Raw genomic sequence first — 24829 nt, forward strand, 5'->3', positions numbered from 1 at the left:
ACACACTTACCGATCTTGATGGGTTACGTCGCGCGCAATTCGATGACGGTGACCTGCGGGGGCGCGCCCACCCGCACAGGCGGACCCCAGAATCCCGCGCCGTTGGTCACGTAGACCGGCACGCCGTCCACCTTCCCGAAACCGGAGACTACCGGCTGCTGGAGCTTCACGAGAAGGTTGAACGGAGCCATCTGACCGCCATGGGTGTGGCCGGAGACCTGGAGGTCCACCCCGAAGGCGGCAGCCTCCTTCGCCGCGACCGGCTGATGGGCCATCAGCACGACCGGACGGCTGGTGTCCCGGTCGCCGAGCGCGCGGCCGAAATCGGGGGCGTCACCCTGCTGCTCCCCGGCCAGGTCGTTGACCCCGGCCAGGTCCAGGCCGTTGATCGGCACCCGTTCGTTGCGCAGCGGCCGGATGCCCAGCCGGTCCACCTCCGCGATCCACTCCTCGTGGCCGGAGTAGTACTCATGGTTGCCGGTCACGAAGAACGCGCCGTGCCGGGACTCGATGCCACCCAGCGGCGCCGCGAACCGGCCCAGCTCAGCCACGCTCCCGTCGACCAGGTCACCGACGATGCAGACCAGATCCGCGTTCACCGAGTTGATCACCTGGACGATCCGCTGAGCATGGTTCGCACCGGTCAGCGGGCCGATGTGAATGTCCGAGACGACCGCCAGGCGGGTGCCGTCCATCGCCCTCGGCAGCTTCGCCATCGGCATCTGGAAACGATCGATCCGCGGCGCGCTCGTAGCGGTCTTCACGCCGTAACCGGTGACGCCCGCCGCCGTCAGGCCCGCGAAGATGGCCGAGCCGCGAGCCAGCAGCAGCCGCCGCTCGATCCCCCGCTTCTCCTCCGGGGTGGGCTCCGGCTCGCCCGCCGGCCCCTCGCCGGCCACAGACGGCGGGACGGTCGGCGGGACATCCGTGACGACCGGTGCCGTCGTGCCGGCCTGCGCACCGGTGGCCGCGCCACCCACCGGACCGGTCGCGGCGTCGGCGATCGGGATCGCGGCGCTCGCCGGCACCGTTTCACCCTGCCCGGATTCACCCTGCCCGGACGAGGCGGTCCCGGCGGTTCCGGTTCGGGCCTTTGCGGCGGTACGCCCGGGGCCCGCCCACAGACGCAACGCCAGCGCACGCGGAACCTCCAGGACGGCAAGCGTCACCAGCAGGTAGAACATCACGGCGATCCACAGATAGCCGGGCCACGAGAGCCACTTGACATAGCCGGCCCGCACGCCGATCAGCGTCACCGGCGCGAGCGCGCAGAGCAGCACGGCCAGAGCCGTCCCGATCCGGCGCCCTCGGCCCGGCCGCAGCGGATCCCGGACCAGCCGCTTCCACAGATAGAAGTGGATCAGACCGATGATCAGCAGAACCACCGCGAAGAACAGCAACAACCCAACCCTCCCCAGCCGGCAACTCACGTGCCCATGCCACCAGCTTGCCCGACTCGATGTCCCCGAGCGGCCGTGACCCGGTACGACGGCGGACTCGGCACTCAGCGGTGTCTCAGCATGGGTGTGCCACGTGGGCCGCCACCCGGCTCATCGGGGCGCGACTGTAACCCGGCTCACAGGGAGCGGGCGCTGAGCCGGGGTGAAGGGCCGCGGTGTCACCAGGGCCAGTCGATGGAGACGGTGACGGTGGGGGTGATCTCGCCGGCGGTGGCGGCGGTCGGGCTGAGCGCCACACCTATGAAGGTGAGGGCGATGACGGATCGTCTCCACCGGCTGCGGTGGCGGGTTGGTTTTACCGTGCGGACGCTTTCGGTCACCCCGTGTTGTTCCATGGGCATAGTTATATTCGGCGGAGTCGAAGTGGCGCATCCCTAGATCATCTTTTTGAAAGTGGGCTCGCGCGTCCGTCCGGCGACAGTCCATGACAGACCCCGCCGCGGTCCATGCGCTCGCGTCACGCCGTCGTGCCGCCTGCCGGGGGAAGTGCAGGCGGCACGAGCCTGGCGTGGCTCAGTCCGGTCCGGCCGCCCCGACCACGTCGAACAGCATCAGCAGGAAGAACTGCGCTCCGGTGCCGAAAGCGGTGGCCAGCGCATATCCGATGGCGGCGTCGGTGGGAGTCACGCTGTCGCGGTTCTCCTCGAACCAGTCGACGCTCACGCTGCCGTCCGACTTGAGCTCGAAGTCGCCCAGCCGCACACCGTCACGAGTGAGCCGGCTGGTGTCCGGGCTCTTGGGCCGCAGCCGGTACGTCACCGAGTCGTGGACGACGGCCACCTTGTACGAACCTCGTGCGAAGCGTCCCGGGCCGGGGCGCAGCCGAGCCGCTTCGTCGTTCACCAGCATTCTCAGATTCGCCGCTTTGCGGGTGCCGATCGGCACGTTCTTGGCGATGGCCGGGTCGCCGACGCGTTCCACGACCGCGCTGGAGACCGCGTCGCCCACCGCCACGGTGACGGTGACCCACCCGTCCTCCGCCGTGACGTCGACGGACAGTTCTTGGATGTCATTCACGGTACGAGGCTCCCCGCGTCGATGTCGGTGTCGGAAGGTGTCAGTTGGGTGCGAACCAACTCCTGATAGAGGGAGTCATTTTGCAGCAACTGATCATGGGACCCCACCGCGCGCACCATGCCGGCGTCCAGCACGACGATCTCGTCGGCCATCGTGACGGTGCCGAGACGGTGGGCGATCAGGATGACGGTGCACTCACGCGCGACCTGGGTCACGAGCTCGCGCATGGCGACTTCGCTGCGGGTGTCGAGATGCGAGGTCATCTCGTCCAGGAGCAGCACGTCCGGCTTGCGCAACAAGGCCCGGGCGACGGCGAGGCGCTGCCGTTCGCCGCCGGAGAGCGCGAGACCGCGGGCGCCGATGTCGGTGTCCAGGCCGTCCGGCAACCCGGCGACGAGGTCGAGGAGTTGAGTGCGCTCCAGGACCTGGAGGATGGTGGCCGCGTCGGTGTCGGGAGCCGCGTAGGTGAGGTTCTCGCGGAAGGTTCCCGCCAGCATCGGGGTGTCCTGCTCCACATAGGCGAGTCGCCGCCGTACGGCTTCGCGCGGCTGGCCGGCGATGCTCACCCCGTCCAGGGTGATGCGCCCGGCGGTCGGCTCGTAGAAGCGCTCGATCAAGGAGAACACCGTCGTCTTACCGGCGCCGGAGGGACCGACCAGCGCGGTCACCGCGCCGGCGCGGGCGGTGAAGCAGATCCCGGACAGGGTGCTGCCCCGCCCCGGATATCCGAAGCTGACGTCATGGAACGTCACGGTCGCCGGCATGGAACGTGTCGCGGCCCAGACGGGCCCGTCGTGCCGCTCCAGTTCCATGTCCTCCACCGCCTGGATGCGGACCATGGCGCCGAGGCCCTGATGCAGGCTGGTGGCGCCGTCGATCAGCGCGACCACCGGTGTTCCCAGGTTGAAGAGGTAGAGCAGGAACGCGATGAGCGTCGCGACGGTGATGTCCTGCTGTGCGACCAGGACCCCGCCCATGCCGATCACGGCCAGGAAGGACAGTTGCAGGGCCAGGGCGGTGACCACGGTGACGAAGACCTGGTAACGCGCCCCGGTCAGAGCCGCGGCGTAGGCGCGCTCAGCGGCCTGGTCCGCTCGGTCGATCTCGCGTTGCTCGGCGTTGCTGGCCTTGACCGTTCGGATGGCGCCGAGCGCCCGGTCCATGGAGGCCCCCAGAGCTCCGACCGCCTCCTGCCCAGTGGTCACCGCGGCGCGCATGCGAGGGAAGGCGACCAGCACCGCGACCAGGGCGATCACGAGAACGCCCAGGGTGACCAGCAGCAGGGAGGGACTCAGGATCGCCATGATGACGATCGACGTGAGCAGGTGGAGCGCGCCGTCGACGAGCTTGATGGCACCGCTGGTGGCGGCGTACTGCACCATCGTGCTGTCGGAGGTGATCCGCGAGGTGAGATCAGCCGGCTCGGAGCGGTCGAGCTCGCCGATGCGGAGATGGATCAGGCGGCGGATCAGCCCTCGGCGCACGTCCAGCACGATGCGCTCGGAGGTGCGCTCGGTGAGCCAGGTCTCGCATGCGGTCAGCGCCAGGGACAGGAACACCAGGCCGAACAGGCCGGCGGCCAGCCATCGCACCTCACCGTCGGCACCGAGCCTGGTGATGATCTTCTCGGTGAACAGTGGTTGTGCCAATGCCAGGACGCTGCCGACCAGGGTGAGGCCGAGCGCCGTCAGCAGGACGAGCTTGTGGGGTACGGCGTAGCGCAGCAGGGCACGGAGGGCGCTGGCGCGGTACGGGCCCGGAGGTCCGTTCTTCATCGTCTTTTCCCTTCGCATGGGTGGAGCCGGCTGGTGAGTCCCGGGACGGCGGTCGTGAAGTGTTCGGGGGCCAGGTATCGACGTGCCGCGGCCGCCACCTCGGAGGCGCCCAGGTGGTGGAGTTGTCGCGGCACGCTCAGCCAGAACGCCGGCGGCAGACCGTAGGCGGCGGCCCGGGCACAGGACGTCGCCGTCTGTGCCGTACCGGCCTGGGCGGCGACCGTCGTCTGGAAGACGCCGGCCTTCGCGGTCGCCCACTCCGCCGCCGTCGGCGGGCGTCGCACCGCGGTGCCGAGGGCATGCAGCGCGGCGTCGGCGAGCAGGTCGGCCCGGGCTCCTGTGACGTCGATCCGCAGGGCGAGCCAGGCGCCGGTAGCGTCGTGCTCGACAGTGCAGGTGGCGTTCACGACCCCCGGGTAGCGGCGACCCAGCGCACGATGCAGCCGGGCCTGCGAGCCGCCCCCGACGAGTTCCGCGGCCATCAGCACCGCCGCGAAATCCTGATCACCGGGGTACGGCGCGGGGGCGGTGGCCAGCATCGTGGCGTACTCCGCTTCCGGATCGCCGACGATCTGTGGCGGCGCCGGCCGGTGGACCCGGCTCCGCGGACGGGCGATCGGCACGACGTCAGCGGGCACCGTGCCGAGATGACGGCCGGCCGCGCGGATCGCCGTGGCGGCGTCGATCGGACCGGCCACGATCAGCAGCGACGGGCGAGGGCGGATGTGCGCCGTGCGCGGCCCCTCCGCCGGACCGGCGGATCGGCCGGTGAGGCGTCGCGACAGCACATCGCGCCAGAACCCGCGCCGATGGCCCTCGGTCCGGGCCCGCCCGGGTGAGGCCGGCCGGTGCGGATGCCCGGCGAGGATGCCGGCGAATGCCCGCGCGACGTCCTCGAAGCGGTCCGGAACCGAGCTGGCGAGCACGAGCGGCAGGTCGCCGACGGACTCCGCCGTCACGGTGAGCCCGGGAACGGTACGAGCCGCCGTCACGTCCAACCGGCGGATCAGGTCCCCGGCGTCCAGGCCGCCCGTGGCGATCAGAACGAGCCTGGACTCCACCACCGGCGTGGCGTCCGCCGACAGCACCACGATCCGCAGCCCGTTCGCCAACCGGGTGTCCGCGGCCGTCTGCCAGCTCACGGCGGGCTCCCGATGACGCGGATCTCGGCGACCGGTCCGGCGGTCAACCGCTCCGCCGCCCGCGACACCGCGTCCGGGGGGAGGACTCGGATCTGCTCGGTCAGGTGGTGCGGTGGGCCGACGGCCGGCCACAGCAGCGCGGCGCGTGCGGCCATGCTCGCGTGCCCGTCCGGGCCGTCCAGATCTTCCAGCAGGTGAAGTCGCAGGGTGTCGGCCGCGCGCTCCATTTCGGACCGGTGCACTGGTCCGGCGCCGACCTGCAGCAGGACCCGGTCCACGTACCCCCGCAGTGCGCTGTGGGCGGTTTCCGGGCCGCCGCGCACGTGCGCCAGGGCCAGGTCGGCGTGGCGAGCGTGAAATGCGGCGCCGAACATCCCGGCTCGGAAGCCGATCCGGACGGGAGACGGGACGGTGGCCTGGACGCGCCGGGCCACCACGGCGGTGAGCATCACGGTGGCGAGATAGCTCGCGGGATCCTGGTGAAGGTCCGGCATGGGGTACGCCAGCAGCACGGCGGGCGGCTCGCCGGGCCTGCGCACGGTACGCGTGCCGGCCCGGGGCGCCGGTGCGGCCCCGGGGGCCGGGGGCGCGGACGAGCCCGCGTACACCTGGTCGATCAACCGTTGCACCTGCCGGGGCCGGATGTCACCGACCACGGCGAGCGCGGAGTTGACCGGGACGTAGTGGGCGCGCTGATGGACGGAGACCTGCTCGACGGACAGGCGGCGCAGGTCGGCGCGCAGCCCGAATCCGTCGGCCGGCACCGGGTCGCCGCCGTAGAGAGCGGCCGCGGCGAGGCCCCAGGGGAAACCACGCCCGGGGCCGAGCGCGTCGATCTCCTCTTCGATCTTGTCGATCTCCTCCGCCATCACCTGCTGCGCCGCCGGACCGGGCATCGCGGCCGCGAACCGTTGGATCGCCTCACCCACCGCCGCCGGGGGAACCAGCAGGGTGAACGCGCTGTGATCCGGCCAGGTATGTGCTTCGGCGATCCCGCCGACGCCCTCGAGCCAGGCGAACAGATCAGGTCCGTGTGCGGTGGGGCGGTGGCGCATGACGAGGTGCTCGCTCAGGTGAGCGAGTCCGCGGTGTCCCTCACGGTCAGCCCGGTGGCCGGCGCCGACCGCGAGGGACACCGCAGCGATCCGCCAGCGCGGGTCCGCCCGCACGTAGGGGCGGATCGGGGAGATCAGCGCGGTCGTCATCGCGATGACTGATAGACCGAGACGCACATCTGCTGGCCGCCGGTGCCGGTGAACGGCAGGCGCGCCCAGCCGCCGTACCGGTCCACCAGTTCGAGCCCGGCCGCGTCGGCGAGCAGGTCGAGCTCGCTCGGCCACACGTAACGCTGCAGCAGGGTGCTGACCTCGGGGTCGGAGCCGGCCCGCAGGAGGGTGTTCACCACCACCATCAGCTGTTCCGCGGGGAAGGTGCGGATGTTCTCGATCAGCACCCCCGAGTCGCCCACCGGGTTCACGTTGGTGACGGCGGCCGTCTGCACGTGGTACGGGGCGGGATCGAAGGTCTCCAGCACCGCGACACCGCCGGGGGCCAGGTGCCGGGCGATGGCCTGCATGGTCGCCGCCTGCTCCTCCGGAGTCAGCGCGCAACAGAACACGTTGAACGGCGCCAGCACCACGTCGAACTCGGCGCCCAGGTCCAGGGTGGTGAAGTCGGCGGGGATCAGGGTGATCCGTTCGGCGCCCGGCTTGGCCCGCAGGATCTCCAGCATCTTCGGTGAGGCCTCGACGCCGTGCACGTCGTAACCGTGCTCGGCCAGCGGAAGCCCGATCCGTCCGGTGCCGATGCCCAGTTCCAGGATCTTCCCCTGGGGATGGCCGGCGGACTCCAGGAAGCTGATCACCGTGGCGGACTCGAAGTCGGGATAGATGTCGTCGTAGTAACCGGCGACGGCGTCACTGAAGGGGATGGCGTGCTCAGACATGGGTCAGGTCCTCGGTCAGGTTGCGCGCGGGGCACAGCGGGTCGATCCGGGCCTGGCGGAACACACGCGCGATGACCTCGTCGCGAGATTCCGCTCCCGGGGTGGTCGCGTGGTGCAGCAGGGCCGTGGCCAGAGCGGTGCTGCGGTGCTGGCCGAAACTGAGTCCGGTCTGTCCGGGCCGGGGGTCGTCGGGATCGTCGGCTCCGCTGATCCCCGGCCGGTACTGCTCGGTGAAGGCGGAGATCTCGGGAGCGATGCCGGCGAACCCGTCCAGCGCCTCGGCGAGCTCCTGCTCGGCACGCGCCGGAGCCCCGGTCAGGTACACCACGAGGGCGTCGCGGCGCGGGTAGGCGGCCGGGTCCGACAGGATCTTGGCGTGGTACCCGACCTCGGCCCGCTCCAGGTGGTGCAGGGTGGCCCGCCAGATCGCCGGGGCGTGCCGGGCATCGGTGATGTGGACGAACAGGCGCCGTACCCGCTCATCGGGGAGGACCGGGCGCCGCGAGCCCATGACGTAGTAGAAGCCCGGAGAGACGTGGGGACGGCGTGCGTCGAGCAGCACCTCCACGATCTCGCCGACTCGCGGCTCGCCGGGGCCCACGTACCGGTCGCGGGAGATCCGGGCGGTGATCTCCGGCAGGCGGACGACCAGATCCTGGCCGTCGAGTTCGAGAAGCAACCCGTGTGACGTGGTACGGCTGTGCGGCACCTGATCGTGCAACTCGGCCTCGAACCGGGTGCCGTACCGGCGGCGTGGCATCAGCGTCGCGTCGGCGGCCGGAGGGCGCGCCCCGGCGTGCAGGTGCCGGTACAGGTGGAGGGAGAGCGTGCCGCGCAGTTCCCGGGCGTCCTCGGCGCGCAGGGCCAGGCCGGCGACCTCGGCGCTGCGACCGTCCGCGGCGATGCCGATCGCGTCGGCGGCCGCGGCGAGACGGGGGTTGATCAACATGTCAGTTCCTCGGAGACGAGTGCGACGCCGAACAGCCGTGCGGTGGCCACGGAGTCGGTCAGGAATCGGCGACAGATCCCGGCGATCGCCTTGACGACCGGGTTGAGCTGCGAGTGGTTCTCACCCCAGGTGATGAGCCGGTCGTACATGTGCCAGCCGGCGAACCCGAACGCCCGGGCGGCCAGGTCCGGGTCGTCCGCGGGGGCGTGCTCGCGGTATCCGGCCCAGAACGCGCGGACCAGGTCACCCGCGACGTCCAGGCCGGCGGTCGCGCGGCGGTGGATCTCGGTGTGGTCGAGCTCGTCCGAACCACCGGCCACGGTGGCCGCCCGGCGGTCCGAGAGCGCGAGATAGAGCGCCTGGAAGACCAGCTCCCCGGTGAACGCGCCGAGGTCGCGTGCCGGGTCGGCGAGACGGAAGTACTCCCAGTCGCACAGGTACAGCTGGTCGTTGGCGAGGAAGAACTGGTCCATCCGCAAGTCGCCGTGCACCGGGACCCGGCGTGCGGCGGCCTCGGCGGCCCGTAAGGCGTGTAGGCCGGCCACCACCTCCGCGTCGTTCTGCACGAGTCGCCAGCCGGCCAACTGCGCCATGCTGTAGCCGCCGAGCAGCTCGACCGGCAGCGCTGTGAGCCAGGCCAGTGGTGGCATCTCCAGCGGGCTGTCGTCCGTGCCGGACGGCACGTCGAGGCCGTGCAGGGCGCCGATCGCCGCACCGGCCCGGACGCAGAGGGCGGGTTCGAGCTCGCCGGCGACGGCGATGGCGTTCATCGCACGTGCCCCGGGAACGCGGTGGAAGGCCACCAGTCCGGCGTCGGCGTCGGCGCCGAGCAGTTCCGGCGAGCGCAGTGGTGACCCGGGCGGAACGCGGCGCGCCACCTCCTCGTACGCGAGGGTGCGCTGCAGAGCGGTGGGAACCACGGCCGGCAGCTCCTTGATGAAGACGCTGTGCCCCGTCGAGGTGGTGCCGGCCCAGTTGGGATTCCTGCCACCCAACGCGGACACGGTGTTCATATCGATCTCGCCCAGGCCGAGCCGGTGGAGGAAACCGATCACCTCCGGGTGCTCGTCGAGTGACTCCGGAGTGAAGGCGAGGGCCATGGCGGCGGTGACGTCGGTCATCAGTGGGTCCCTGGATAGCCGGGCGCCACGGCGAGCAGCGTCCCGATGAGATGGGTGTACTTGTGCAGTTCGTTGTCCCAGGGCATGGCGGCGGCGTGGTCGCGCATGTGGGTCACGATCCGCAGGACCACGGCGCGATGGACCAGCTCCGGGTCGAGGTCCGCGGCGGCCCGGAGGATCGGGCCGGCGAGCGGGTCGGTGCGCAGGTCCGGCGCCCGGCTCCGGTCGAGTCCACCGGCCACGAACGCGAGCTCCGTCAGCTCGCCGAGCAGCCAGCCGAGGTCGAACGCCGGGTCGCCACTGGTCAGCTCGGCTCCACTGAGGATCTCCACCGGCAGTGGATCACCCGACACGCTCGGCAGGATCGAAGCCAGAGACACGTTGCCGTGCAGCAGGACGCCGGGACCGCCACAGGACTCCCGCGCCCAAGCGCGGATCCGGTCCAGGCCGGCCACGCCCCAGATTTCACGCGCGAGGCTGTGCAGGCGGTCGCCGTGGCCGGCCCGGTGCGGGCCGTCGAGCCAGCGCAGCAGCCGGATGATGCCCGGCGCCGGTGCGAGCGGATCCGCGACGCGGTGGCGGTGCAGGCCGGTCAGGCCGTGGACGACTTCGGTGAGCGCTGCGGCCAGGCGGTCGTGGACCATGGGCCCGGCGTCGTGCCAGAACGCGGCGGTCAGGGGGGCGGCGGTGCGGTAGAGCAGACCGTCGCCGTACGGCTCGGGTGTCACGAACCGTGCTCGGGCGGTGCTCGCCCCGGCCAGGATCCGGTGGTGGTGCGCCGCCACCGGCGCTCCGATGGGCTCATCGATGACACCGGGCCGTATCCACCACAGTGCGGTGTCGGCACTGGGCTGGTGCACGATGGCGTGACGCAACCCGGTGGTGGCGGTGAGGACCGCCGGACCCCACTCGAGATCAACGGCCGGCGTCATGGCGCGCCTCCGCCCGCTGCTGCATCAGTCGCAGCATGGTGGGGACCGGGGTGACGCCGCCGTCGTGTTCCTCACCGGTGGTGGCGCTGACGGCCGGTTCGGTGGGGCCGACCACGATCCGGTGATCGCCGGCCAGCGTCTTGAGATGGGCGGCGGCGGCGGGTCCGTGGGCGTGGCCGGGCGGAAGCGCCGGAGCGATCCCGATGACGGCCGGGGTGAGCTGAAGGGCCAGTTGCAGCGGCGTGTCGGCGAGGCCGAGCGCGAGCCGGGCCAGGAAGTGCAGGCCGGCCGGGTGCACCAGGATCGCGTCCGGCCAGTCGGCCAGTTCCAGGTGGGGAGCGGGCCAGGAGGGCAGCCGCGTCCAGGAGTCCACGGTGACCGGCCGCCCGGTCAGCGCGGTCAGCGCGTCGACCGTGACGAAGCGGGTCGCCGACGGCGTCAGCATCACGCGGACCTCGACGTCGGGGTAGCACTCTTTGATCCAGTTCACCCAGAACGGAAGATGGGTCACGGTGAGGGCGCCGGTTCCCACCAGGAGGAGCCGACGAAAGCCGATCTGTGGCTTCAATAGTGCGGCCAGCTCATCGCTCGTTGCGTGCTGCGCTGCCATGCCGATTCCTTTCCGTGCGACCTGTGCCGGTTCGGGATTGATCCTGTCGGGTGGAAAGTCGGATAGTCCAGCGCGTATTCAAAAAATTGGAGAAGGGTAGCGGCGGACCATTGCGGGATGCGATCTTTCTGGGGCACGGGATGGAGTCACCAGCCCGGCGGAAAGAAAGAGGAAACACCATGGAGCAGAACCTCACCAACGCGGAACTCGTCGACGGTTACACCGCCTACACCTCCGCGGAGGAGCTGGAGCTGATGGACGCCGGCGCCAACGCCCCGGCCTTCAGCCCCGCCGTCAGCCCGCTGATCCCGATCCTGGTCCGCGCCACCCTGATGGCGGCGACCTCCTCGCAGCGCTGTGCCCAGACGATCGCGCAGTCGACCGGTGGCGTGAAGAAGACCATCAAGAAGGTCTGCTGACCGTTTCCTCGCATTACCGGTAGTTTCAAGGTGCGCTGCCCCGCGGTGATTCTTCACCGCGGGGCACGCCTTTTTTTTGGGGGTGTCCGCGTTCGGCGAAAGAGCGATGACGCGGGCGGGCGATCTACGGCGAGGGTGGCCGGACAGCCGGTGAAGAGAATTGCTCCCAGGAGCTGGAACAGCGCGATCAGCATGACAAAAAGGCGGTGCTCCGGGACTCGTCCCGAAGCACCGCCGAAGGCCGGCTCGTCTCTATCCTGTACCGCAGGATCTACGGAGCACGAGCGCGCAAAGAATGGAACTAGTCCTCCCAGGAGTCCGGGAGGCCTTTCTCAGGCGATGTCGCGTCGCCGGATCAGGGTCGTGCCGAGCAGTGAGGTGACCGCGCCGTAACCGAGCAGCACCAGGGCGGCGAGCCAGTACGGCATGCTGTCGGACCCTCCGGTGACCGCGGCCGTGGCGCCGTACGGCAGGAAGTCCATGATGGTCTTCGCCCCCTCGCCGGCCACCTTGACCAGAAGGAACAGCCCGAACGTCGCCGCCAGCGGACCGATGAAGTAGATCGCCGCCGCGGCCAGGCTGGCCCCGATCTGGCTGCGGATGAGCACACCGAGGCCGACGCCGAAGACGGCCCAGAGCGCGAAGGCCACCCCGTTGAGGGCGATGCCGGCCCACACCGTGGGGTCGTCGAGGTGCGCGCCACCCCACCTGTCGGCCAGGAACACGGCACCCACAGCGATGTTCACGACCGTGCCGGCAGCCCACCAGAGCACACCGACCAGAGCGGCCGCCGCGATCTTGGCGGCGACGACGGCGGTCCTGCGGGGGGTGAACAGGAAGGTCGCGGTGGCGGTGTTGTGCTGCACCTCGTTGGTCATCAGCAGCACGCCGAGCAGGAAGACGAAGAACAACCCGATGTACTGGCCGCTGGTGTAGAAGTTGGCGACGATCTCGGGTGTCGAGGGAGCGGTGATCGTCTCACCGAGGACCTCGGTCGTGGTGCCCGCGTCGGCGGGGTCGGCGAGCCAGGCCGACCAGATCGCGGCGGCCCACAGGGGCACCCCGATCAGAATGAGGATCCACCAGACGTTCGTTGTCCGGATCTTGGCAAGTTCGCTGCGTACGAGGTTCATCGGATGGCCGCCTTTCCGCTGGTGAGTTCGAGGAACGCCTGTTCCAGGTCGGGGGAGCTGGCCTCCATCTCGTGGATCTCCAGCTGGGCGCGGAGGGCGGCGCGGCTGACCGCGGCCCGGTCCACTCCCTCCACGAGGATCGCCCCGCCGGCGGCGACCTCGACGCTGGCGCCGAGCGCCGTCAGAACGGAGATCAGCTCGTCGGACTGGGGGGTCCGGATGCGCAGCCGTTGCGGGGAGACGGTGGCGAGTATCTCTGCCACCGTGCCCTGCCGCACCAGCCGGCCCGCCGCGATGATCACGACGTCGTCGGCGAGCGACTGCATCTCCGTCAACAGGTGGCTGGAGACCATGACGGTTCGCCCCTCGGCCGCCAGCGAGCGCAGGAACCCGCGGATCCAGTGGATGCCCTCAGGGTCGAGGCCGTTGGCGGGCTCGTCGAGGATCAGGACCCGGGGGTCGCCGAGCATGGCGGTGGCGATGCCGAGGCGCTGACGCATACCGAGCGAGTAGCCCTTGACCTTGCGGTTGCCGGCATTGCTCAGTCCGACCAGTTCCAGCACCTCGTCGGCCCGCGAGTACGGAAGTCCGGCAGCGGCACAGTAGACCCGGAGGTGGTTGCGCCCGGTGCGGCCCTGATGGGCGGCGGTGGCGTCGAGCACCGCACCGACCCGCCGGACCGGGTTCGGGAGGTCCGTGTAGCGGCGGCCGTCGATGGTCGCGGTGCCTGAGGTGGGCCTCACCAGGCCGAGCAGCATTCGCAGAGTGGTGCTCTTGCCGGCGCCGTTGGGACCGAGGAAGCCGGTGACACGGCCAGGTCCCGCGGTGAACGACAGGCGGTCGACCGCCTGGACGCCGCGGTAGGTCTTGGACAGGCCGGATATTTCGATGTGTCCCTCTGACATCGGCTTCCCTCCTGGAGTGGTTGGGCGCTTGGTGTGACGGATAGGCGCTGCTTCGTCTGAAGAGAAGCACTCCGCAGGCGGGTCGGCGAAGCCTGCTTCAAGAATTCCTATATGACGCTGCGATGACTATCAGATTCACTGTCTTCAGTCAGCATCGTCCCAAGGGTTGACCGTAGTCATAAGTTGATTTAGCTTTATGACTGTAGTGATGAGGCAGTGGCCGGGGGCCACCACCCATGGGGGGAAACATGAACCAGCGCGAACTCGAGGCCTTCGTCACGGTGGCCAAGTTCGGCAGGATGGATCTTGCGGCGCGAGCGCTGGGCTACTCACAGCCCGCGATCAGCTACCAGATCCAGTGCCTTGAGCAGGCACTCGGGGTGAAACTGTTCGTCCGCAACTCGACCGGCACCGCGATCACCGCTAGTGGCGCGATCATGCTGCCGTCGGTGAAGGCCGTGCTGGCGTTGATGAACGGGATCAAGCACACCGTGTCCCAGCGGCCCGCACACTCCACCGCGGTTCCTGCCGGAAGGCTTCCCCAGTAGGGCTGCCCATGGGGTCGGAAGCCCTGGTTCGGCCGGTCCAAGGGCTCCGATCTCGTCCGCCAGTCATCTATATCGAGATTCTCGAGTCATGGACCGAAAGTCCCTTGAGGACTGTTACCATGACTTACTAATGACCAGCACTGCTGTGTAATCGCGAGGTAGCCACCATGGTTCGGAGAGTTCCGCAGCCCGAATTCGGGCTTCGGCTGCGACGGATGCGAATCGAACGGGGCCTGTCTCAGCGCGACCTCGCCGTCGGCTCGGTCAACCAGTCCTACATCTCGCTGCTGGAGTCGGGCTCCCGGGTGCCCACCCTGGAAACCGTCGTCCACCTCGCCGGTGTCCTCGGCGTCCCGCTCAATACTCTCGTCGACGACGTGCCCCTGCACACCGATTCGCCCGCGGTCGGGTCATGGCTCGCCGAGGATGTGATCACTTCCAGCGCCATCGACCATGGCGACCTGGAGGGTGCGCAGACACGGCTGGCGACGACTTACCGTGCGGCTCTCGCGAACGGATCAGCCGACAAGGCGCTGCACCACGGTCTCGGCCTGGAGCGCATTCTGGAGATGCGCGGCGACCAGGACGGTCGATATCGGCTGCTGACCGAACTGGTCGAGATGGCGGTTCGTGTCGGCGTGCCGGAAGCGGCGGTGCGCACCCGGATCGCTCTCGCCAGCGCCGCGCGTGACGTGGGCCGGCTGGCCGAGGCGCTGACGCAGGTGGAAGCGGCGCAGCAGGAGATCGATGACTCCAGCTTCGTCAACGGCCCGGAACATGTCCGGCTTCTCGCCGTCCACACCTCGGTGCTCAGCGATGCCGGCGGCAGCATCGAGGTCGAGCGCATCATCGAGCGCATGCTCACCATGGCGTCCCAACTCGGCAACCGCGCCATCGCCGGGCGCGCGCACTGGGTGGCAAGCGTGGCGCTGGCCCGCCTCGGGGAGGTGGAGAAATCTCTTGTCCACCTCCAGTCGGCGCGGGAGATGCTGGCGAACCCGAGCACCTCGCTGCGGGAGTGGGCGCGTTTCACCCGGGCCGCGGCATCCGCCCTGCTCGACGCCGAAGCCGGGCTCGCCGAGATCGAACCGGCGATGCTGGCGGCCCGCGCAGCGACCGCCGCATCCGAGGCCGGTGACGGCCCGACCGTGTCAGTGAGCCTCGAAGTCCGGTATGCGCTGGCTGTGGGTGACCCGGAACGAGCTCTGGAGATCGCCTCCACCGTCGATGAAGAGACGCTGACCGGCATTGAGAAGGTCCGGTTCGTGCTGGCTCTCGGCCGGGCTCAGCGCCGGTGCGGCCGCGAGGAGGAAGCGGTCGCCACGTTGAGCCGGGCCGGACAACTCGCGGAGTCCGCAGCCGCTTACCGCCGGGCGGCGCAGATCTGGCGCGAGGTCGCCGGGACGGCCCGCCAGTAAGAATCCGTGTCTGTTTGCGGCGGCACGGCCAAACAGACTCGTCCGCGGCATTGCCGAACTCGCGGGTGCGGAGGTCGCCGGCCGACCGGCAAGGCGGCACTGCCGAACATGAGCGGGCCGTGGCCGGTCAGGTCTGCCGGCCGCCTCAGTGGGCCGGTCGTTGGCGTCAGCCACCGGCGAAGGGCGGCAGGATGTCGACAGTGCCGCCGTTGGGCAGCGGCTCCGTGCGGTCGTGGCGAGTCAGGCCGTCGACCAGGAAGCTGGCGGCTTTCAGGACCAGAGACAGCCGCTCGCCATGACGGTCGGCAAGGAGCTGGGTCAACTCCTCAAGCGTCGCGGCGCTGACCGTCTCGCTTGCGGTGCCCGCGGCAGCCCGGGCGCCGGCGAAGTAGCGCACCGTGATCGCGTGTTCGGGCACGGGATCAGCCTCCGATGGCGGACATGGGGCGGACGGGCTGGAGGAAGGCGGGGTCGTCGATACCGTGCCCAGCCCGCTTGCCCCACATGGCAACGCGCCACGCGTCGGCGATCTGCGAGTCGGTGGCGCCGTCACGGAGCAGTTTCCGCAGGTCGCTCTCCTCGGTGGCGAAGAGGCAGTTGCGCACCTGGCCGTCGGCGGTGAGGCGGGTGCGGTCGCAGTCGCCGCAGAACGGCCGGGTCACACTCGCGATGACTCCCACCCGGGCCGGCTCACCGGCGGCGTCGACGTGGCCGGGGATCAGCCACGTCTCGGCCGGCGCTGTTCCACGTGAAACATTGTCGGGCTGGAGCCCGAAGGGCGCGAGCGCGGCCAGGATCTCCTCGGCGGTGACCATCTCACGCCTGTCCCACTGGTGCTGGGCGTCGAGCGGCATCTGCTCGATGAACCGGAGCTGGTAACCGTGATCGAGAGCGAACCGCAGCAGCGCCGGCGCCTCATCGTCGTTGACCCCGCGCATCAGCACGGTATTGATCTTCACGGGCGTGAGGCCGGCTGTCACCGCGGCACGCAGGCCCGTCAGCACATCGGCGTGCCGGTCGCGCAGGGTGAGGGTGTGGAACCGAGCGGGGTCGAGCGTGTCGAGTGAGACGTTCACCCGATCGAGGCCGGCGTCGCGGAGCGGCGCGGCGATCCGGTCCAGGCCGATGCCGTTGGTGGTGACGGAGAGCTTGGGGCGCGGGTCGAGTCGTGCGGCCTCCGCGATGATGCTCACGAGGCCGCGCCGGATCAGGGGCTCGCCGCCGGTGAACCGGACCTCGGTGACCCCCAGTTGCTCGACCGCGATGCGGACGAGGCGTTTCACCTCGTCATCGGTGAGCTGCTGCGGTTGCGGCATCCAGGCGAGGCCTTCGGCCGGCATGCAATAGGTGCAGCGCAGGTTGCACCGGTCCGTGAGAGAGACACGGAGATCGGTGGCGATGCGGCCGAACCGGTCGGCGAGCACGGTCACGCGAGCCGCCTCGGCGACTCGGCTGATGTCCTGCGGATGCGCACAGATCGAATCTAGCCGCTCGCCACGCGGATCGCCCCTAGGCATATCGGCCAATGGACAACCCGCACCCGCGATCCGGACGGTTGAGCCTCGTTCTTCCACGATCGTGCGCACAACGTTCATGCCCGATCGCGACCGCCGGACCGCCGCCGCCCACCGGCCGGGCTCGCCGGCCGCGGGCTCCCCGGCCGCGGGCTCCCCGGGCGGCTCGGCGGGCGGGGGCGGCGAGTCACAGCCGAAGGGCAGCGTCCGCCGCCGCGCGTACGCCGGATCGGTAACCGCTGCCGAAGGCGGCGGTGTGCACCAGCCACAGATGCATCTGATGCAGCGGCACCCGATCGCGCCAGCCGTCAGCCAGCGGCCACACCTCCTGATAGGCGGCCAGAATCACGTCCAGGAAGGGCGCCCCGCCGAAGAGGGCGAGCGTGGCCAGGTCGGTCTCCCGGTGCCCGCCGTGGGCCGCCGGGTCCACGAGCCAGGCGCGGCCGTCGGCTGCCCAGAGCACGTTGCCCGGCCACAGGTCGCCGTGCAGGCGCGCGGGCGGTTCGCTCACCCCGTACCGATGAAGGTTGCTGATGATCTGCTCGACCGCAGCGATGTCGGACGGGTCGAACGCGCCGCGATCGGCGGAGATCTTGAGGTAGGGGGCCAGGCGCCGTTCCGCGAACCAGGAGGCCCAGGTGTCGCCCGGCGTGTTGTCCAGCGGAAGGGGCCCGATGTATCCGGGGTTCCCCGCGCCGAAGGTCTCGGCGCCCGCGCGGTGCAGGCCGGCGAGGTCACGGCCGAAACGCTCGGCAGCGGTACGAGTGGGTTCGCCCGGTTCGATCCATTCCATCGCGAGCATTTCGGGCAGGGCGACGAACACCTCCGGCACGGGTACGGTCCCGGCCTCTCGAAGCCACGCCAGTCCGGCCGCCTCCGCCGTGAACATGCCGGACGGCGCCGGGCCGGACGGCCAGGTCTTCGCGAAGAGCGACGAGCCGTCGTCGAGGGTCAGCCGACTGGCGGCGCACACGCCACCGCCGACCGGAGTCTCCCGAATCCGCTGATGTGTCAAAAATGTCGGTAGATGCTGGGGGTGCGTGCGCAGGTACGCCATGTCCACCCGGTTATCTTGCACTTCCCGTGACGTACGTCTCCATTTCGAGGCAAGATGGCGACATGACCCCTGTCGTCGTGCGCTCGTACCGGCCGAGTGACCACTCCTCGGGCCGGCGGCTGTGGACGGAGCTCACCCGCCAGCACAACGAGATGTACGGCGAGCACAAAGACGACAATGGTGACGGCTTCGAGGAGTACCTGACCCGGCTCGACCTCGCCGGTTTCTGGGTCGCGGACCACGCCGACGACGGGGTGATCGGGATGGTCGGACTGATCATGCGGGGCCGGGCCGGCGAGGTGGATCCGGTGGTGGTCACCGTCACGCACCGGCACAAGGGTGTCGGTCGCCTGCTGCTCCAGCACGTCGCGGCCGAGGCCAAACGCCGCAACATGACCCAGCTGACCATCTCTCCGGAGTCCCGCAACATCGAGGCGATCCGCAGTCTGCACGCGGCCGGCTACGACGTGGTCTCGTCGATCGAGCTGACCATGGACCTGGAGCGGCACACCCACCCGAGGCATCACGGTCTCCAGTTGCACGAGTTGCCGTTCCGGTCATAGAAACCGCCTAGCTGGGCTTCTCCGGCGGGAGACTGTGGACGGGCCGGCGTGTCGTCCACAGCCGCGAAGCACGGCACGCGGCGGATGCCGCCGCGCGGCCACGCTGCCCGCATGAAAGCCGACTGCTCGCTCCAGGTCCGTTCGCCCTCCGAACTCGTCGCGGCCCTGCCCTTCCTGATGGGCTACCACCCGCACGACAGCGTCGCCCTGGTCGGGCGGCGGGGCCGTGACCTCGACTTCGGCGCGTGTTTCGACCTGCCGCCACCGGGCCTCGACACCGACGCGGCGCGGGCCGCGACCCGCGAGGTCGCCGCCGGAATCCTGCTGCAAGAGCCGGATGCGGTGGTCGTCATCGGCTACGGGCCGCGGCGGCGGGTCACCCCGGTGGTCGTTCACGTCGCGGAGGCGCTTCGAGACTTCGGTGTCGGCATCGACGACGTGATCCGCGTCCACGAGGGGCGATGGTGGTCGTACCTGTGCGAGGAACCGCGCTGCTGCCCGCCCGAGGGCAACCTGTGCCTGCCGTACGACAGCGTGATCGCGGCCGAGGCGACCTTCCTCGGCCAGGTGGCCCTGCCCAGCCGCGGTGACCTGGTCGCGCAGGTGGCGGCGGTGCAGGGCCCGGGCCGGGCCGCCATGGTGGTGGCCACCGAGGCGGCCCGGCGCCGGTTCGGTGAGCTGGTGACGGGCGACCGGGACACCAAGCGGCTCCGGCGGGCCGGCCGGGCCGCCGTCCGCGAAGCCGAGAAGCGGTACCGGTCCGGCGCGACCCTCACCGACGACGAGACCGCCTGGCTGGGAGTGCTGCTGACGGACCCGGCGGTCGAGGACTACGCCCTCGACCGGATCGGCCGGAACGAGTGGCGGGTGGGCCTCTGGACCGACGTGCTGCGCCGGGTCGAGCCGGTGTACGTGCCGGCCCCGGCCGCCCTGCTCGCCTTCACGGCGTGGCAGCTCGGCCGGGGCGCGCTGGCCCGGGTCGCGGTGGACCGGGCTCTGGCAGCGGAACCCGGCCACGAACTCGCCGGCATGTTGCACCAGGTGCTGGGCTTCGCGATCTCGCCCGGCATGTTGAGGAGGAACCGCCCGGCATGTTGAGGTCACACCGTGACGCGATGCGCCCCGGCGTAGATGTTCATCGTCGGCTCGCGAAGGAACCCGACGAGCGTCATCCCGGACTCCTCGGCCAGCTCGACCGCGAGCGTGCTGGGCGCGGAGACGGCGGCCAGCATCGGCAGCCCGGCCATCCAGGCTTTCTGGGTGAGTTCGAAACTCGCCCGGCCGGAGACCAGCAGCACGTGCCCGGCCAGCGGCAGCCGGCCCTCCCGCAGCGCCCAGCCGAACACCTTGTCGACCGCGTTGTGCCGGCCGACGTCCTCGCGGAGCGCCAGCATCTCGCCGTCGGCGGTGAAGAGGCCGGCCGCGTGCAGGCCGCCGGTGCGGTCGAAGGCCCGCTGGGCGGCGCGCAGTTTCGCCGGCAACCCGGCCAGCACACGCGCGGGGACCTCCAGCGGATCGGCGGCGACGTCGAACGGCGACCTGGTCCGCACCGCGTTGATGCTGGCCTTGCCGCAGACCCCGCAGGAGCTGGTGGTGTAGAAGTTCCGGCTCGGGTCGGTGACCGGCGGTGGCACGCTGGGGTCGAGGACCACGTCCACCACGTTGTAGGTGTTCGGCGTGTCCGTGCCGGCGCAGAGCTGGGCCGTCGTCACGTCCGCCGCCCGGCCGATCACTCCCTCGCTGAGCAGGAAGCCCATGGCGAGATCGATGTCGTGTCCCGGTGTGCGCATCGTCACCGCGAGCGGCCGCTTGCGCACCCGGATCTCCAGCGGCTCCTCCGCAGCGAGGTGATCCTGGCGGTTCCGGCTGCCGGGAGAGGCGGTGACATCGATGGTCACCACCGTGCGGCGGGTGGTGCTCCTGCCCATAGCGGGAGCTTACGGGGTCCCCCGAAGGCGTCGAACGGAGCGCGTGGTCACGTCCGGCACCCGGTCGGGATACGGTACTCACGTGGGGGGATTCGCGGCGGTGGTCTTGGCCGGTGGTGCGGCACGGCGGATGGGTGGTGCCGACAAGCCGACGTTGACCGTGGCCGGTCAATCGATGCTCACTCGGGTGCTGGCGGCGGTGCATGACGCCGACCCCCGTGTCGTGGTCGGCCGAATACCCGCCGACTTCCCCGTCCCGGTGCACGTCACCCGTGAGGAACCCGCTGGTGGCGGGCCGGTCGCGGCCGCTTTCGCCGGGCTCGCCCTGGTGCCGGAGCGGGTCACCTACACCGCTCTGCTGGCCGCCGATCTGCCTCTGCTGACCGGCGAGGCGGTCGACGTGCTGCGGCTCACCCTCGAGTCGGCGCCGATGGAGGGCGCGGTCTACCGGGATGCCGACGGCCAGCTCCAGACGCTCTGCGGCGTCTGGCGGACGGCCGGGCTGCGGGCCGCGCTCGACCGGGTCGCCGAGGCGCGGGGCGGGCTGCACGGCGCGCCGGTGCGGGCCCTGCTCGAACACGCTCGGGTGGCCGAGGTGTCGTGGCGGCGGCCCGGGCCGCCGCCCTGGTTCGACTGCGACACCGACGACGATCTGCGCACCGCGGAGGAGTGGGCCCGATGAGCGAGCTCGACGACTGGGTCGCCGAGGTCTCCGCCGAGCTGGGGCTGGAAAGCGCCGAGGTGCCCGTGAAAGAGGTGCTCGACGTGGCCCGTGACGTGGCACACAACGTCCTGCGGCCGGGGGCGCCGGTGACGGCGTACCTTCTCGGGCTGGCCGTCGGCGCCGGGGCCGATCCGGTCGAGGTCGCCGCCCGGATCAGCGTCCTCGCCCTTCGCCGGGGCGTTTCCGAAGAGTGATCATCGGCGTTCCATCCTGGACGGAGACCGGACAGGGGTGGGACGGGCGTTCACTGCCTGTCGTCGCTCGATAGGGTGACGGGAACGGAGGTGCGATCATGACGGCAGAAGGCGCCGCGGGCGAGGCATTCGAAGGCGGTCTGCTCGACGAGCCGACCACGGCCGACCTACGGGCCAAGGTCACCCAGGCGTGGCGCGAGTTCGCCGCCTCACTGGCCGGCCTGCTGCCGACCCTGGACCCGGGCGCGCATGTCGACCTCACCCTCGACCCGACCGCCTCGGGCACCGGCACGGCGGTCTATTCGGTCAGCATCAGGGTCCTGCCGGGCGGCGTCGTCGAGGCGCTCGCCGTCGGCAACGCGGCCCTGCCGCAGGAGTACCGGATGGATCGTGCCGCCGTCGCCGACCTGGTCGCGCTCGGCTGGTCGCCGCCGGGTGTGCTGGCCGGCTCGGGCGACTCCTTCGGCCTGCGTTCCTCGCAGGACAAGGCGAGCAGCCTGGCCACGGTCATCACCCGCACGCTGCGGGACGTGCACGGCGCACCGCATCCGGCCTTCCTGGTCTATCTGGTGCACGACGAGAACGACGAACCGATCGAGACCACCCCGCTCGGCACCGCCCGGCACGAGCCCAGCATCGACACCGACCTGGACGACCTCGACGATGACAGCGCCCTGGCCGCGGCTCTGGCCGGTGTCACCGACGATGTGGTGCCGCTGGACGAGCGGGTCCGCACGGTCGTCGCCACCATGTCCAAGACCACCGTCGACCAGCTGCAGGTCGACGCCGACGGCGACATCGGTATCCGGGCCGGCTCGGCGATGGTTTTCGTCCGGGTTCGCGACAATCCGCCGCTGGTCGACGTGTTCTCGCCGATCCTGACCGACGTCGAGCCGACCGAGCAGCTCTACGTGAAGCTGTCTGAGCTGACCAACCGCATGCCGATCGGCCGGCTCTACTGCGCTCAGGACACCGTCTGGGCGTCGATCCCGGTGTTCGGCCGCAACTTCCAGGCGACCCACCTGATGCTGGCGGTGCAGGTGATGACCGGGCTCGCCGACGAGCTGGACGACCGTCTGCACGGCGAGTTCGGTGGGAAGCGTTTCTTCGGTGAGGGCGACAAGCCGGCCGCCCCCAAGGCCGAGGCCGAGGACGGCCACCGCCCGGGGATGTACCTCTAGAGGCCGTCGATCAGACGGCGGGGATCGCGGTCGGCGTCTCGACCAGCCGCGACAGCACCACCATGCTCCGGGTGGACGTCACGAACGGCTCCGCCCGGAGCCTCTCCAGAGCCTGTTCGAGGTGGCCGATGTCGGCAGCCCGCAGGTGCACCAGCGCGTCGGCCTGCCCGGAGACGGTGTAGGCGCCGACCACCTCGGGGTGCCGCCGGGTGGCCACGGTGATCTGTGCCGGGGTGGTCCGCCCGGTGCAGAACAGCTCGACGAACGCCTCGGTCGTCCACCCCACGGCGGACGGCTCGATGACGGCGGTGAATCCCTTGATGACCCCGGTGGACCGGAGTCGATCGACGCGCCTCTTCACCGCTGGGGCCGACAGCGAGACCTTGACACCGATGTCGGCGTACGAAGCGCGGGCGTCTGCCACCAGGAGCGCAATGATTCGCTGGTCGACGGCGTCCATCTGCAACGATTCGCCTCCGAGGAGCAACATTTCTAGCTGTCTGCTGCAACGCAGCCTACCTAGTCTTTAACCTCATGAGCTACACGGAGCGCTTGCCGCGAAACAGGGCATATCTGATGTGTCCGCCTAAGCATTTCACGGTCGAGTACGCCATCAACCCCTGGATGGACACCACCGTCACGGTGGACGCCGGCCTGGCGCTGAAGCAGTGGGAGCAGCTCCGGACCACCCTCACCGACCTCGGGCACGTCGTGCACGTGCTCGACCCGGAGCCCGGCCTCCCGGACATGGTCTACTCGGCGAACGGCGCGTTCTCCGTCGACGGGACCGTCTACGGTGCCCGCTTCCTGCACCCGCAGCGCGCCGATGAGGCGGTTGCGCACCAGGCCTTCTATCTTTCCGATGGCGAGTGGAAGTTCGTCGCTCCGGAGCACGTCAACGAGGGTGAGGGCGACTTCGCCTACCTCCCCGGCGCCTACGGTGGCCTGGTGCTGGCCGGCTACGGCTTCCGCACCGACCCGGCCGCGCACGCCGAGGCGCAGGAGGTGCTGGGCCGCCCGGTCGTCTCGCTGAAGCTCGTCGACCCGGCGTTCTACCATCTGGACACGGCGCTCGCCGCGCTCGACGACCGGCATGTCACCTACTACCCCGGCGCGTTCTCCCCGGCCTCGCAGCAGGTGCTCGCCCAGCTATTCCCGGACGCGGTGATCGCCGACCGCGGCGACGCCGAGGCATTCGGTCTCAACCTGGTCAGCGATGGCCGGCACGTGATCCTCAACACCGAAGCGGTCGCGATGGGACACAAGGTGCGGGAAGCCGGGTACCTCCCCGTTCACGTCGACCTGTCCGAGCTCAAGCGCGGTGGGGGCAGTGTCAAATGTGCCGTCGCGGAATTGCGTGCCTGACCACATCGGCCTCACGAGCATCAGGGGGAGCCGTGCGCAAAGATGGATCGCATGACCGACGACACCCGCACCACTGAGCACCAGGAAGACGGCTCCGTCATCGTCGTGGGCCCCGACGGCCGCCCGATGGGGACCATCGAGGAAGACGGCACTCTGAACCCCGAGGAGCCGGGCAACCTCATCGAGCAGCCGGCGAAGGTCATGCGCATCGGCAGCATGATCAAACAGCTGCTCGAAGAGGTGCGGGCCGCTCCGCTCGACGAGGCCAGCCGCAGCCGCCTGCGGGAGATCCACCAGCGGTCGATCAAGGAACTGGAGGACGGTCTCGCCCCCGAGCTCCGCGAGGAGCTGGAGCGTCTGTCCCTGCCGTTCGAGGGCGAGACCCCGCCGAGCGAGGCCGAGCTGCGCATCGCCCAGGCGCAGCTGGTCGGCTGGCTGGAAGGCCTCTTCCACGGCATCCAGGCCGCCCTCGTCGCCCAGCAGATGGCCGCCCGGCTTCAGCTGGAGTCGATGCGCGGCGGCGTGCCCGGCCGCCCGGCCCTCCCGATGGGCACGACGCTCCCCGGGAAACAGGCCACCGGCCAGTCCGACCACGCCGGTCGCACTGGTCAATACCTCTGATTTCGTACGGGCTGTAATCGCCCCCGCCGAACCACCCCCTCCCGTGGCATCCCCGCGAGGCGCGCTGTGCCCCCCGGCTCCAGCGCGTCTTCCGGGCTGAGCCCGCTGGTCACCCTCACAGCGACCACCGCGCACCCGACGCGCGGCGTGTGGACTCCCGGTGCGCTCCGCGCCTGGAAATCCGCCCGTCGCGCGAAACGGCGACCACCCACGGACCCGCGCGGCGCAGCCCGGCGGCGCTGCGGGCCGGCGCCGGGCGGAGGCGCACGGGGGGGCCCCGGGGGGGGTGGTGCGGCGGGCGGGGCCCG

At 70.4% G+C, this 24829-nt stretch carries 28 protein-coding genes; 10 read left to right on the top strand and 18 right to left on the bottom strand.

Features of this window, described 5'->3' with window-relative positions; all coding sequences use genetic code 11:
• Positions 1-23: 23 nt before the first annotated feature.
• From QLQ12_RS11040 to QLQ12_RS11090, 11 genes are all read right to left on the bottom strand, one after another.
• Complete coding sequence (locus tag QLQ12_RS11040) at positions 24-1385, bottom strand: metallophosphoesterase (protein ID WP_407651466.1); 1362 nt, start codon at positions 1383-1385, stop codon at positions 24-26.
• A 233-nt stretch (positions 1386-1618) separates the two neighbouring features.
• Positions 1619-1795 carry a hypothetical protein gene (locus QLQ12_RS11045; protein WP_282759148.1) on the bottom strand — a complete coding sequence of 59 codons (177 nt, stop codon included), beginning with the start codon at positions 1793-1795 and terminating at the stop codon, positions 1619-1621.
• A 178-nt stretch (positions 1796-1973) separates the two neighbouring features.
• Positions 1974-2477, bottom strand: a complete 504-nt coding sequence (locus tag QLQ12_RS11050; protein WP_282759149.1) for a hypothetical protein — start codon at positions 2475-2477, stop codon at positions 1974-1976.
• On the bottom strand, positions 2474-4252 hold the full coding sequence (locus tag QLQ12_RS11055; RefSeq protein WP_282759150.1) for an ABC transporter ATP-binding protein: 1779 nt from the start codon (positions 4250-4252) through the stop codon (positions 2474-2476). The genes QLQ12_RS11050 and QLQ12_RS11055 overlap by 4 nt, the downstream gene beginning before the upstream one ends.
• On the bottom strand, positions 4249-5394 hold the full coding sequence (locus QLQ12_RS11060; RefSeq protein WP_282759152.1) for an insulinase family protein: 1146 nt from the start codon (positions 5392-5394) through the stop codon (positions 4249-4251). The genes QLQ12_RS11055 and QLQ12_RS11060 overlap by 4 nt, the downstream gene beginning before the upstream one ends.
• On the bottom strand, positions 5391-6599 hold the full coding sequence (locus QLQ12_RS11065) for a M16 family metallopeptidase (protein WP_282759154.1): 1209 nt from the start codon (positions 6597-6599) through the stop codon (positions 5391-5393). The genes QLQ12_RS11060 and QLQ12_RS11065 overlap by 4 nt, the downstream gene beginning before the upstream one ends.
• Positions 6596-7339: a class I SAM-dependent methyltransferase gene (locus tag QLQ12_RS11070; protein WP_282759156.1), complete on the bottom strand. Its 744-nt coding sequence runs from the start codon at positions 7337-7339 to the stop codon at positions 6596-6598. The genes QLQ12_RS11065 and QLQ12_RS11070 overlap by 4 nt, the downstream gene beginning before the upstream one ends.
• Complete coding sequence (locus QLQ12_RS11075; RefSeq protein ID WP_282759158.1) at positions 7332-8288, bottom strand: T3SS effector HopA1 family protein; 957 nt, start codon at positions 8286-8288, stop codon at positions 7332-7334. The genes QLQ12_RS11070 and QLQ12_RS11075 overlap by 8 nt, the downstream gene beginning before the upstream one ends.
• Positions 8282-9409, bottom strand: a complete 1128-nt coding sequence (gene lxmK, locus QLQ12_RS11080; protein ID WP_282759160.1) for a class V lanthionine synthetase subunit LxmK — start codon at positions 9407-9409, stop codon at positions 8282-8284. The genes QLQ12_RS11075 and lxmK overlap by 7 nt, the downstream gene beginning before the upstream one ends.
• Entirely contained in the window at positions 9409-10341 is a 933-nt protein-coding gene (locus QLQ12_RS11085; RefSeq protein WP_282759162.1) for a hypothetical protein, read from the bottom strand. The genes lxmK and QLQ12_RS11085 overlap by 1 nt, the downstream gene beginning before the upstream one ends.
• Positions 10325-10951: a flavoprotein gene (locus QLQ12_RS11090; protein ID WP_282759164.1), complete on the bottom strand. Its 627-nt coding sequence runs from the start codon at positions 10949-10951 to the stop codon at positions 10325-10327. Before QLQ12_RS11090 ends, QLQ12_RS11085 begins: the two co-directional genes overlap by 17 nt.
• Positions 10952-11130: 179 nt before the next feature.
• Between QLQ12_RS11090 and QLQ12_RS11095 the strand changes: the two genes are divergently transcribed.
• A complete protein-coding gene (locus tag QLQ12_RS11095; protein WP_282759165.1) occupies positions 11131-11370 on the top strand; it encodes an LxmA leader domain family RiPP in 240 nt (79 codons plus the stop codon).
• Positions 11371-11702: 332 nt separating this feature from the next.
• On the opposite strand, the gene QLQ12_RS11100 is transcribed toward QLQ12_RS11095, so the two are convergent.
• Positions 11703-12503 carry an ABC transporter permease gene (locus tag QLQ12_RS11100; protein WP_282759167.1) on the bottom strand — a complete coding sequence of 267 codons (801 nt, stop codon included), beginning with the start codon at positions 12501-12503 and terminating at the stop codon, positions 11703-11705.
• Complete coding sequence (locus QLQ12_RS11105; protein ID WP_282759168.1) at positions 12500-13408, bottom strand: ABC transporter ATP-binding protein; 909 nt, start codon at positions 13406-13408, stop codon at positions 12500-12502. The genes QLQ12_RS11100 and QLQ12_RS11105 overlap by 4 nt, the downstream gene beginning before the upstream one ends.
• Positions 13409-13656: 248 nt before the next feature.
• On the opposite strand from QLQ12_RS11105, the gene QLQ12_RS11110 reads away from it, so the two are divergent.
• Both QLQ12_RS11110 and QLQ12_RS11115 read left to right on the top strand, forming a co-directional pair.
• The gene (locus QLQ12_RS11110; RefSeq protein WP_282759169.1) at positions 13657-13956 is read left to right on the top strand and encodes a LysR family transcriptional regulator; all 300 of its coding nucleotides are present in this window, start codon (positions 13657-13659) and stop codon (positions 13954-13956) included.
• A gap of 167 nt (positions 13957-14123) precedes the next feature.
• A complete protein-coding gene (locus tag QLQ12_RS11115; protein ID WP_282759170.1) occupies positions 14124-15374 on the top strand; it encodes a helix-turn-helix domain-containing protein in 1251 nt (416 codons plus the stop codon).
• A gap of 166 nt (positions 15375-15540) precedes the next feature.
• Here QLQ12_RS11115 and QLQ12_RS11120 read toward each other — a convergent pair whose 3' ends face one another.
• From QLQ12_RS11120 to QLQ12_RS11130, 3 genes are all read right to left on the bottom strand, one after another.
• Positions 15541-15792 (bottom strand): MoaD/ThiS family protein, encoded by a 252-nt coding sequence (locus QLQ12_RS11120; protein ID WP_282759172.1) that lies wholly within the window; start codon positions 15790-15792, stop codon positions 15541-15543.
• Between the two features lie 4 nt (positions 15793-15796).
• Positions 15797-16804 carry a GTP 3',8-cyclase MoaA gene (gene moaA, locus QLQ12_RS11125; RefSeq protein WP_282759174.1) on the bottom strand — a complete coding sequence of 336 codons (1008 nt, stop codon included), beginning with the start codon at positions 16802-16804 and terminating at the stop codon, positions 15797-15799.
• A 271-nt stretch (positions 16805-17075) separates the two neighbouring features.
• Entirely contained in the window at positions 17076-17951 is an 876-nt protein-coding gene (locus QLQ12_RS11130; RefSeq protein ID WP_282759176.1) for a fructosamine kinase family protein, read from the bottom strand.
• A 56-nt stretch (positions 17952-18007) separates the two neighbouring features.
• Here QLQ12_RS11130 and QLQ12_RS11135 point away from each other — a divergent pair, with 56 nt between their 5' ends.
• Both QLQ12_RS11135 and QLQ12_RS11140 read left to right on the top strand, forming a co-directional pair.
• Entirely contained in the window at positions 18008-18508 is a 501-nt protein-coding gene (locus QLQ12_RS11135; RefSeq protein ID WP_282759178.1) for a GNAT family N-acetyltransferase, read from the top strand.
• Positions 18509-18619: 111 nt separating this feature from the next.
• Positions 18620-19606 (top strand): DUF4192 domain-containing protein, encoded by a 987-nt coding sequence (locus QLQ12_RS11140; RefSeq protein ID WP_282759180.1) that lies wholly within the window; start codon positions 18620-18622, stop codon positions 19604-19606.
• 2 nt (positions 19607-19608) lie between these two features.
• Here the strand turns inward: QLQ12_RS11140 and fdhD are convergent, their stop codons facing one another.
• Complete coding sequence (fdhD, locus tag QLQ12_RS11145; protein WP_282759182.1) at positions 19609-20436, bottom strand: formate dehydrogenase accessory sulfurtransferase FdhD; 828 nt, start codon at positions 20434-20436, stop codon at positions 19609-19611.
• Between the two features lie 82 nt (positions 20437-20518).
• Between fdhD and mobA the strand changes: the two genes are divergently transcribed.
• From mobA to QLQ12_RS11160, 3 genes are all read left to right on the top strand, one after another.
• On the top strand, positions 20519-21118 hold the full coding sequence (gene mobA / locus QLQ12_RS11150; protein WP_282759184.1) for a molybdenum cofactor guanylyltransferase: 600 nt from the start codon (positions 20519-20521) through the stop codon (positions 21116-21118).
• Positions 21115-21354 (top strand): DUF6457 domain-containing protein, encoded by a 240-nt coding sequence (locus tag QLQ12_RS11155; protein WP_282759186.1) that lies wholly within the window; start codon positions 21115-21117, stop codon positions 21352-21354. The genes mobA and QLQ12_RS11155 overlap by 4 nt, the downstream gene beginning before the upstream one ends.
• A gap of 98 nt (positions 21355-21452) precedes the next feature.
• The gene (locus QLQ12_RS11160; protein ID WP_282759188.1) at positions 21453-22535 is read left to right on the top strand and encodes a T3SS (YopN, CesT) and YbjN peptide-binding chaperone 1; all 1083 of its coding nucleotides are present in this window, start codon (positions 21453-21455) and stop codon (positions 22533-22535) included.
• A 10-nt stretch (positions 22536-22545) separates the two neighbouring features.
• Here QLQ12_RS11160 and QLQ12_RS11165 read toward each other — a convergent pair whose 3' ends face one another.
• Entirely contained in the window at positions 22546-23001 is a 456-nt protein-coding gene (locus QLQ12_RS11165) for an Lrp/AsnC family transcriptional regulator (RefSeq protein WP_282759398.1), read from the bottom strand.
• Positions 23002-23069: 68 nt separating this feature from the next.
• Here QLQ12_RS11165 and ddaH point away from each other — a divergent pair, with 68 nt between their 5' ends.
• Positions 23070-23900 (top strand): dimethylargininase, encoded by an 831-nt coding sequence (gene ddaH, locus QLQ12_RS11170; RefSeq protein ID WP_282759189.1) that lies wholly within the window; start codon positions 23070-23072, stop codon positions 23898-23900.
• A gap of 51 nt (positions 23901-23951) precedes the next feature.
• Positions 23952-24521, top strand: coding sequence for a bacterial proteasome activator family protein (locus tag QLQ12_RS11175; protein ID WP_282759190.1), 570 nt, complete (start codon positions 23952-23954; stop codon positions 24519-24521).
• The last annotated feature ends 308 nt before the right edge of the window (positions 24522-24829 follow it).

The organism is Actinoplanes sandaracinus, from assembly GCF_030009775.1.
In the GTDB taxonomy this organism is placed as follows: domain Bacteria; phylum Actinomycetota; class Actinomycetes; order Mycobacteriales; family Micromonosporaceae; genus Actinoplanes; species Actinoplanes sandaracinus.

Bases quoted from the DNA above. Each gene is read 5' to 3' on its own strand.
- QLQ12_RS11065 (WP_282759154.1), bottom strand. From the start codon at position 6,599: ATGACGACCGCGCTGATCTCCCCGATCCGCCCCTACGTGCGGGCGGAC.
- QLQ12_RS11090 (WP_282759164.1), bottom strand. From the start codon at position 10,951: ATGGCAGCGCAGCACGCAACGAGCGATGAGCTGGCCGCACTATTGAAG.
- QLQ12_RS11070 (WP_282759156.1), bottom strand. From the start codon at position 7,339: ATGTCTGAGCACGCCATCCCCTTCAGTGACGCCGTCGCCGGTTACTAC.
- QLQ12_RS11075 (WP_282759158.1), bottom strand. From the start codon at position 8,288: ATGTTGATCAACCCCCGTCTCGCCGCGGCCGCCGACGCGATCGGCATC.
- QLQ12_RS11155 (WP_282759186.1), top strand. From the start codon at position 21,115: ATGAGCGAGCTCGACGACTGGGTCGCCGAGGTCTCCGCCGAGCTGGGG.
- QLQ12_RS11095 (WP_282759165.1), top strand. From the start codon at position 11,131: ATGGAGCAGAACCTCACCAACGCGGAACTCGTCGACGGTTACACCGCC.
- QLQ12_RS11175 (WP_282759190.1), top strand. From the start codon at position 23,952: ATGACCGACGACACCCGCACCACTGAGCACCAGGAAGACGGCTCCGTC.
- QLQ12_RS11115 (WP_282759170.1), top strand. From the start codon at position 14,124: ATGGTTCGGAGAGTTCCGCAGCCCGAATTCGGGCTTCGGCTGCGACGG.
- lxmK (WP_282759160.1), bottom strand. From the start codon at position 9,409: ATGACCGACGTCACCGCCGCCATGGCCCTCGCCTTCACTCCGGAGTCA.
- ddaH (WP_282759189.1), top strand. From the start codon at position 23,070: ATGAGCTACACGGAGCGCTTGCCGCGAAACAGGGCATATCTGATGTGT.
- fdhD (WP_282759182.1), bottom strand. From the start codon at position 20,436: ATGGGCAGGAGCACCACCCGCCGCACGGTGGTGACCATCGATGTCACC.
- QLQ12_RS11140 (WP_282759180.1), top strand. From the start codon at position 18,620: ATGAAAGCCGACTGCTCGCTCCAGGTCCGTTCGCCCTCCGAACTCGTC.
- QLQ12_RS11160 (WP_282759188.1), top strand. From the start codon at position 21,453: ATGACGGCAGAAGGCGCCGCGGGCGAGGCATTCGAAGGCGGTCTGCTC.
- QLQ12_RS11045 (WP_282759148.1), bottom strand. From the start codon at position 1,795: ATGGAACAACACGGGGTGACCGAAAGCGTCCGCACGGTAAAACCAACC.
- QLQ12_RS11055 (WP_282759150.1), bottom strand. From the start codon at position 4,252: ATGAAGAACGGACCTCCGGGCCCGTACCGCGCCAGCGCCCTCCGTGCC.
- QLQ12_RS11100 (WP_282759167.1), bottom strand. From the start codon at position 12,503: ATGAACCTCGTACGCAGCGAACTTGCCAAGATCCGGACAACGAACGTC.
- QLQ12_RS11085 (WP_282759162.1), bottom strand. From the start codon at position 10,341: ATGACGCCGGCCGTTGATCTCGAGTGGGGTCCGGCGGTCCTCACCGCC.
- QLQ12_RS11135 (WP_282759178.1), top strand. From the start codon at position 18,008: ATGACCCCTGTCGTCGTGCGCTCGTACCGGCCGAGTGACCACTCCTCG.
- QLQ12_RS11105 (WP_282759168.1), bottom strand. From the start codon at position 13,408: ATGTCAGAGGGACACATCGAAATATCCGGCCTGTCCAAGACCTACCGC.
- QLQ12_RS11110 (WP_282759169.1), top strand. From the start codon at position 13,657: ATGAACCAGCGCGAACTCGAGGCCTTCGTCACGGTGGCCAAGTTCGGC.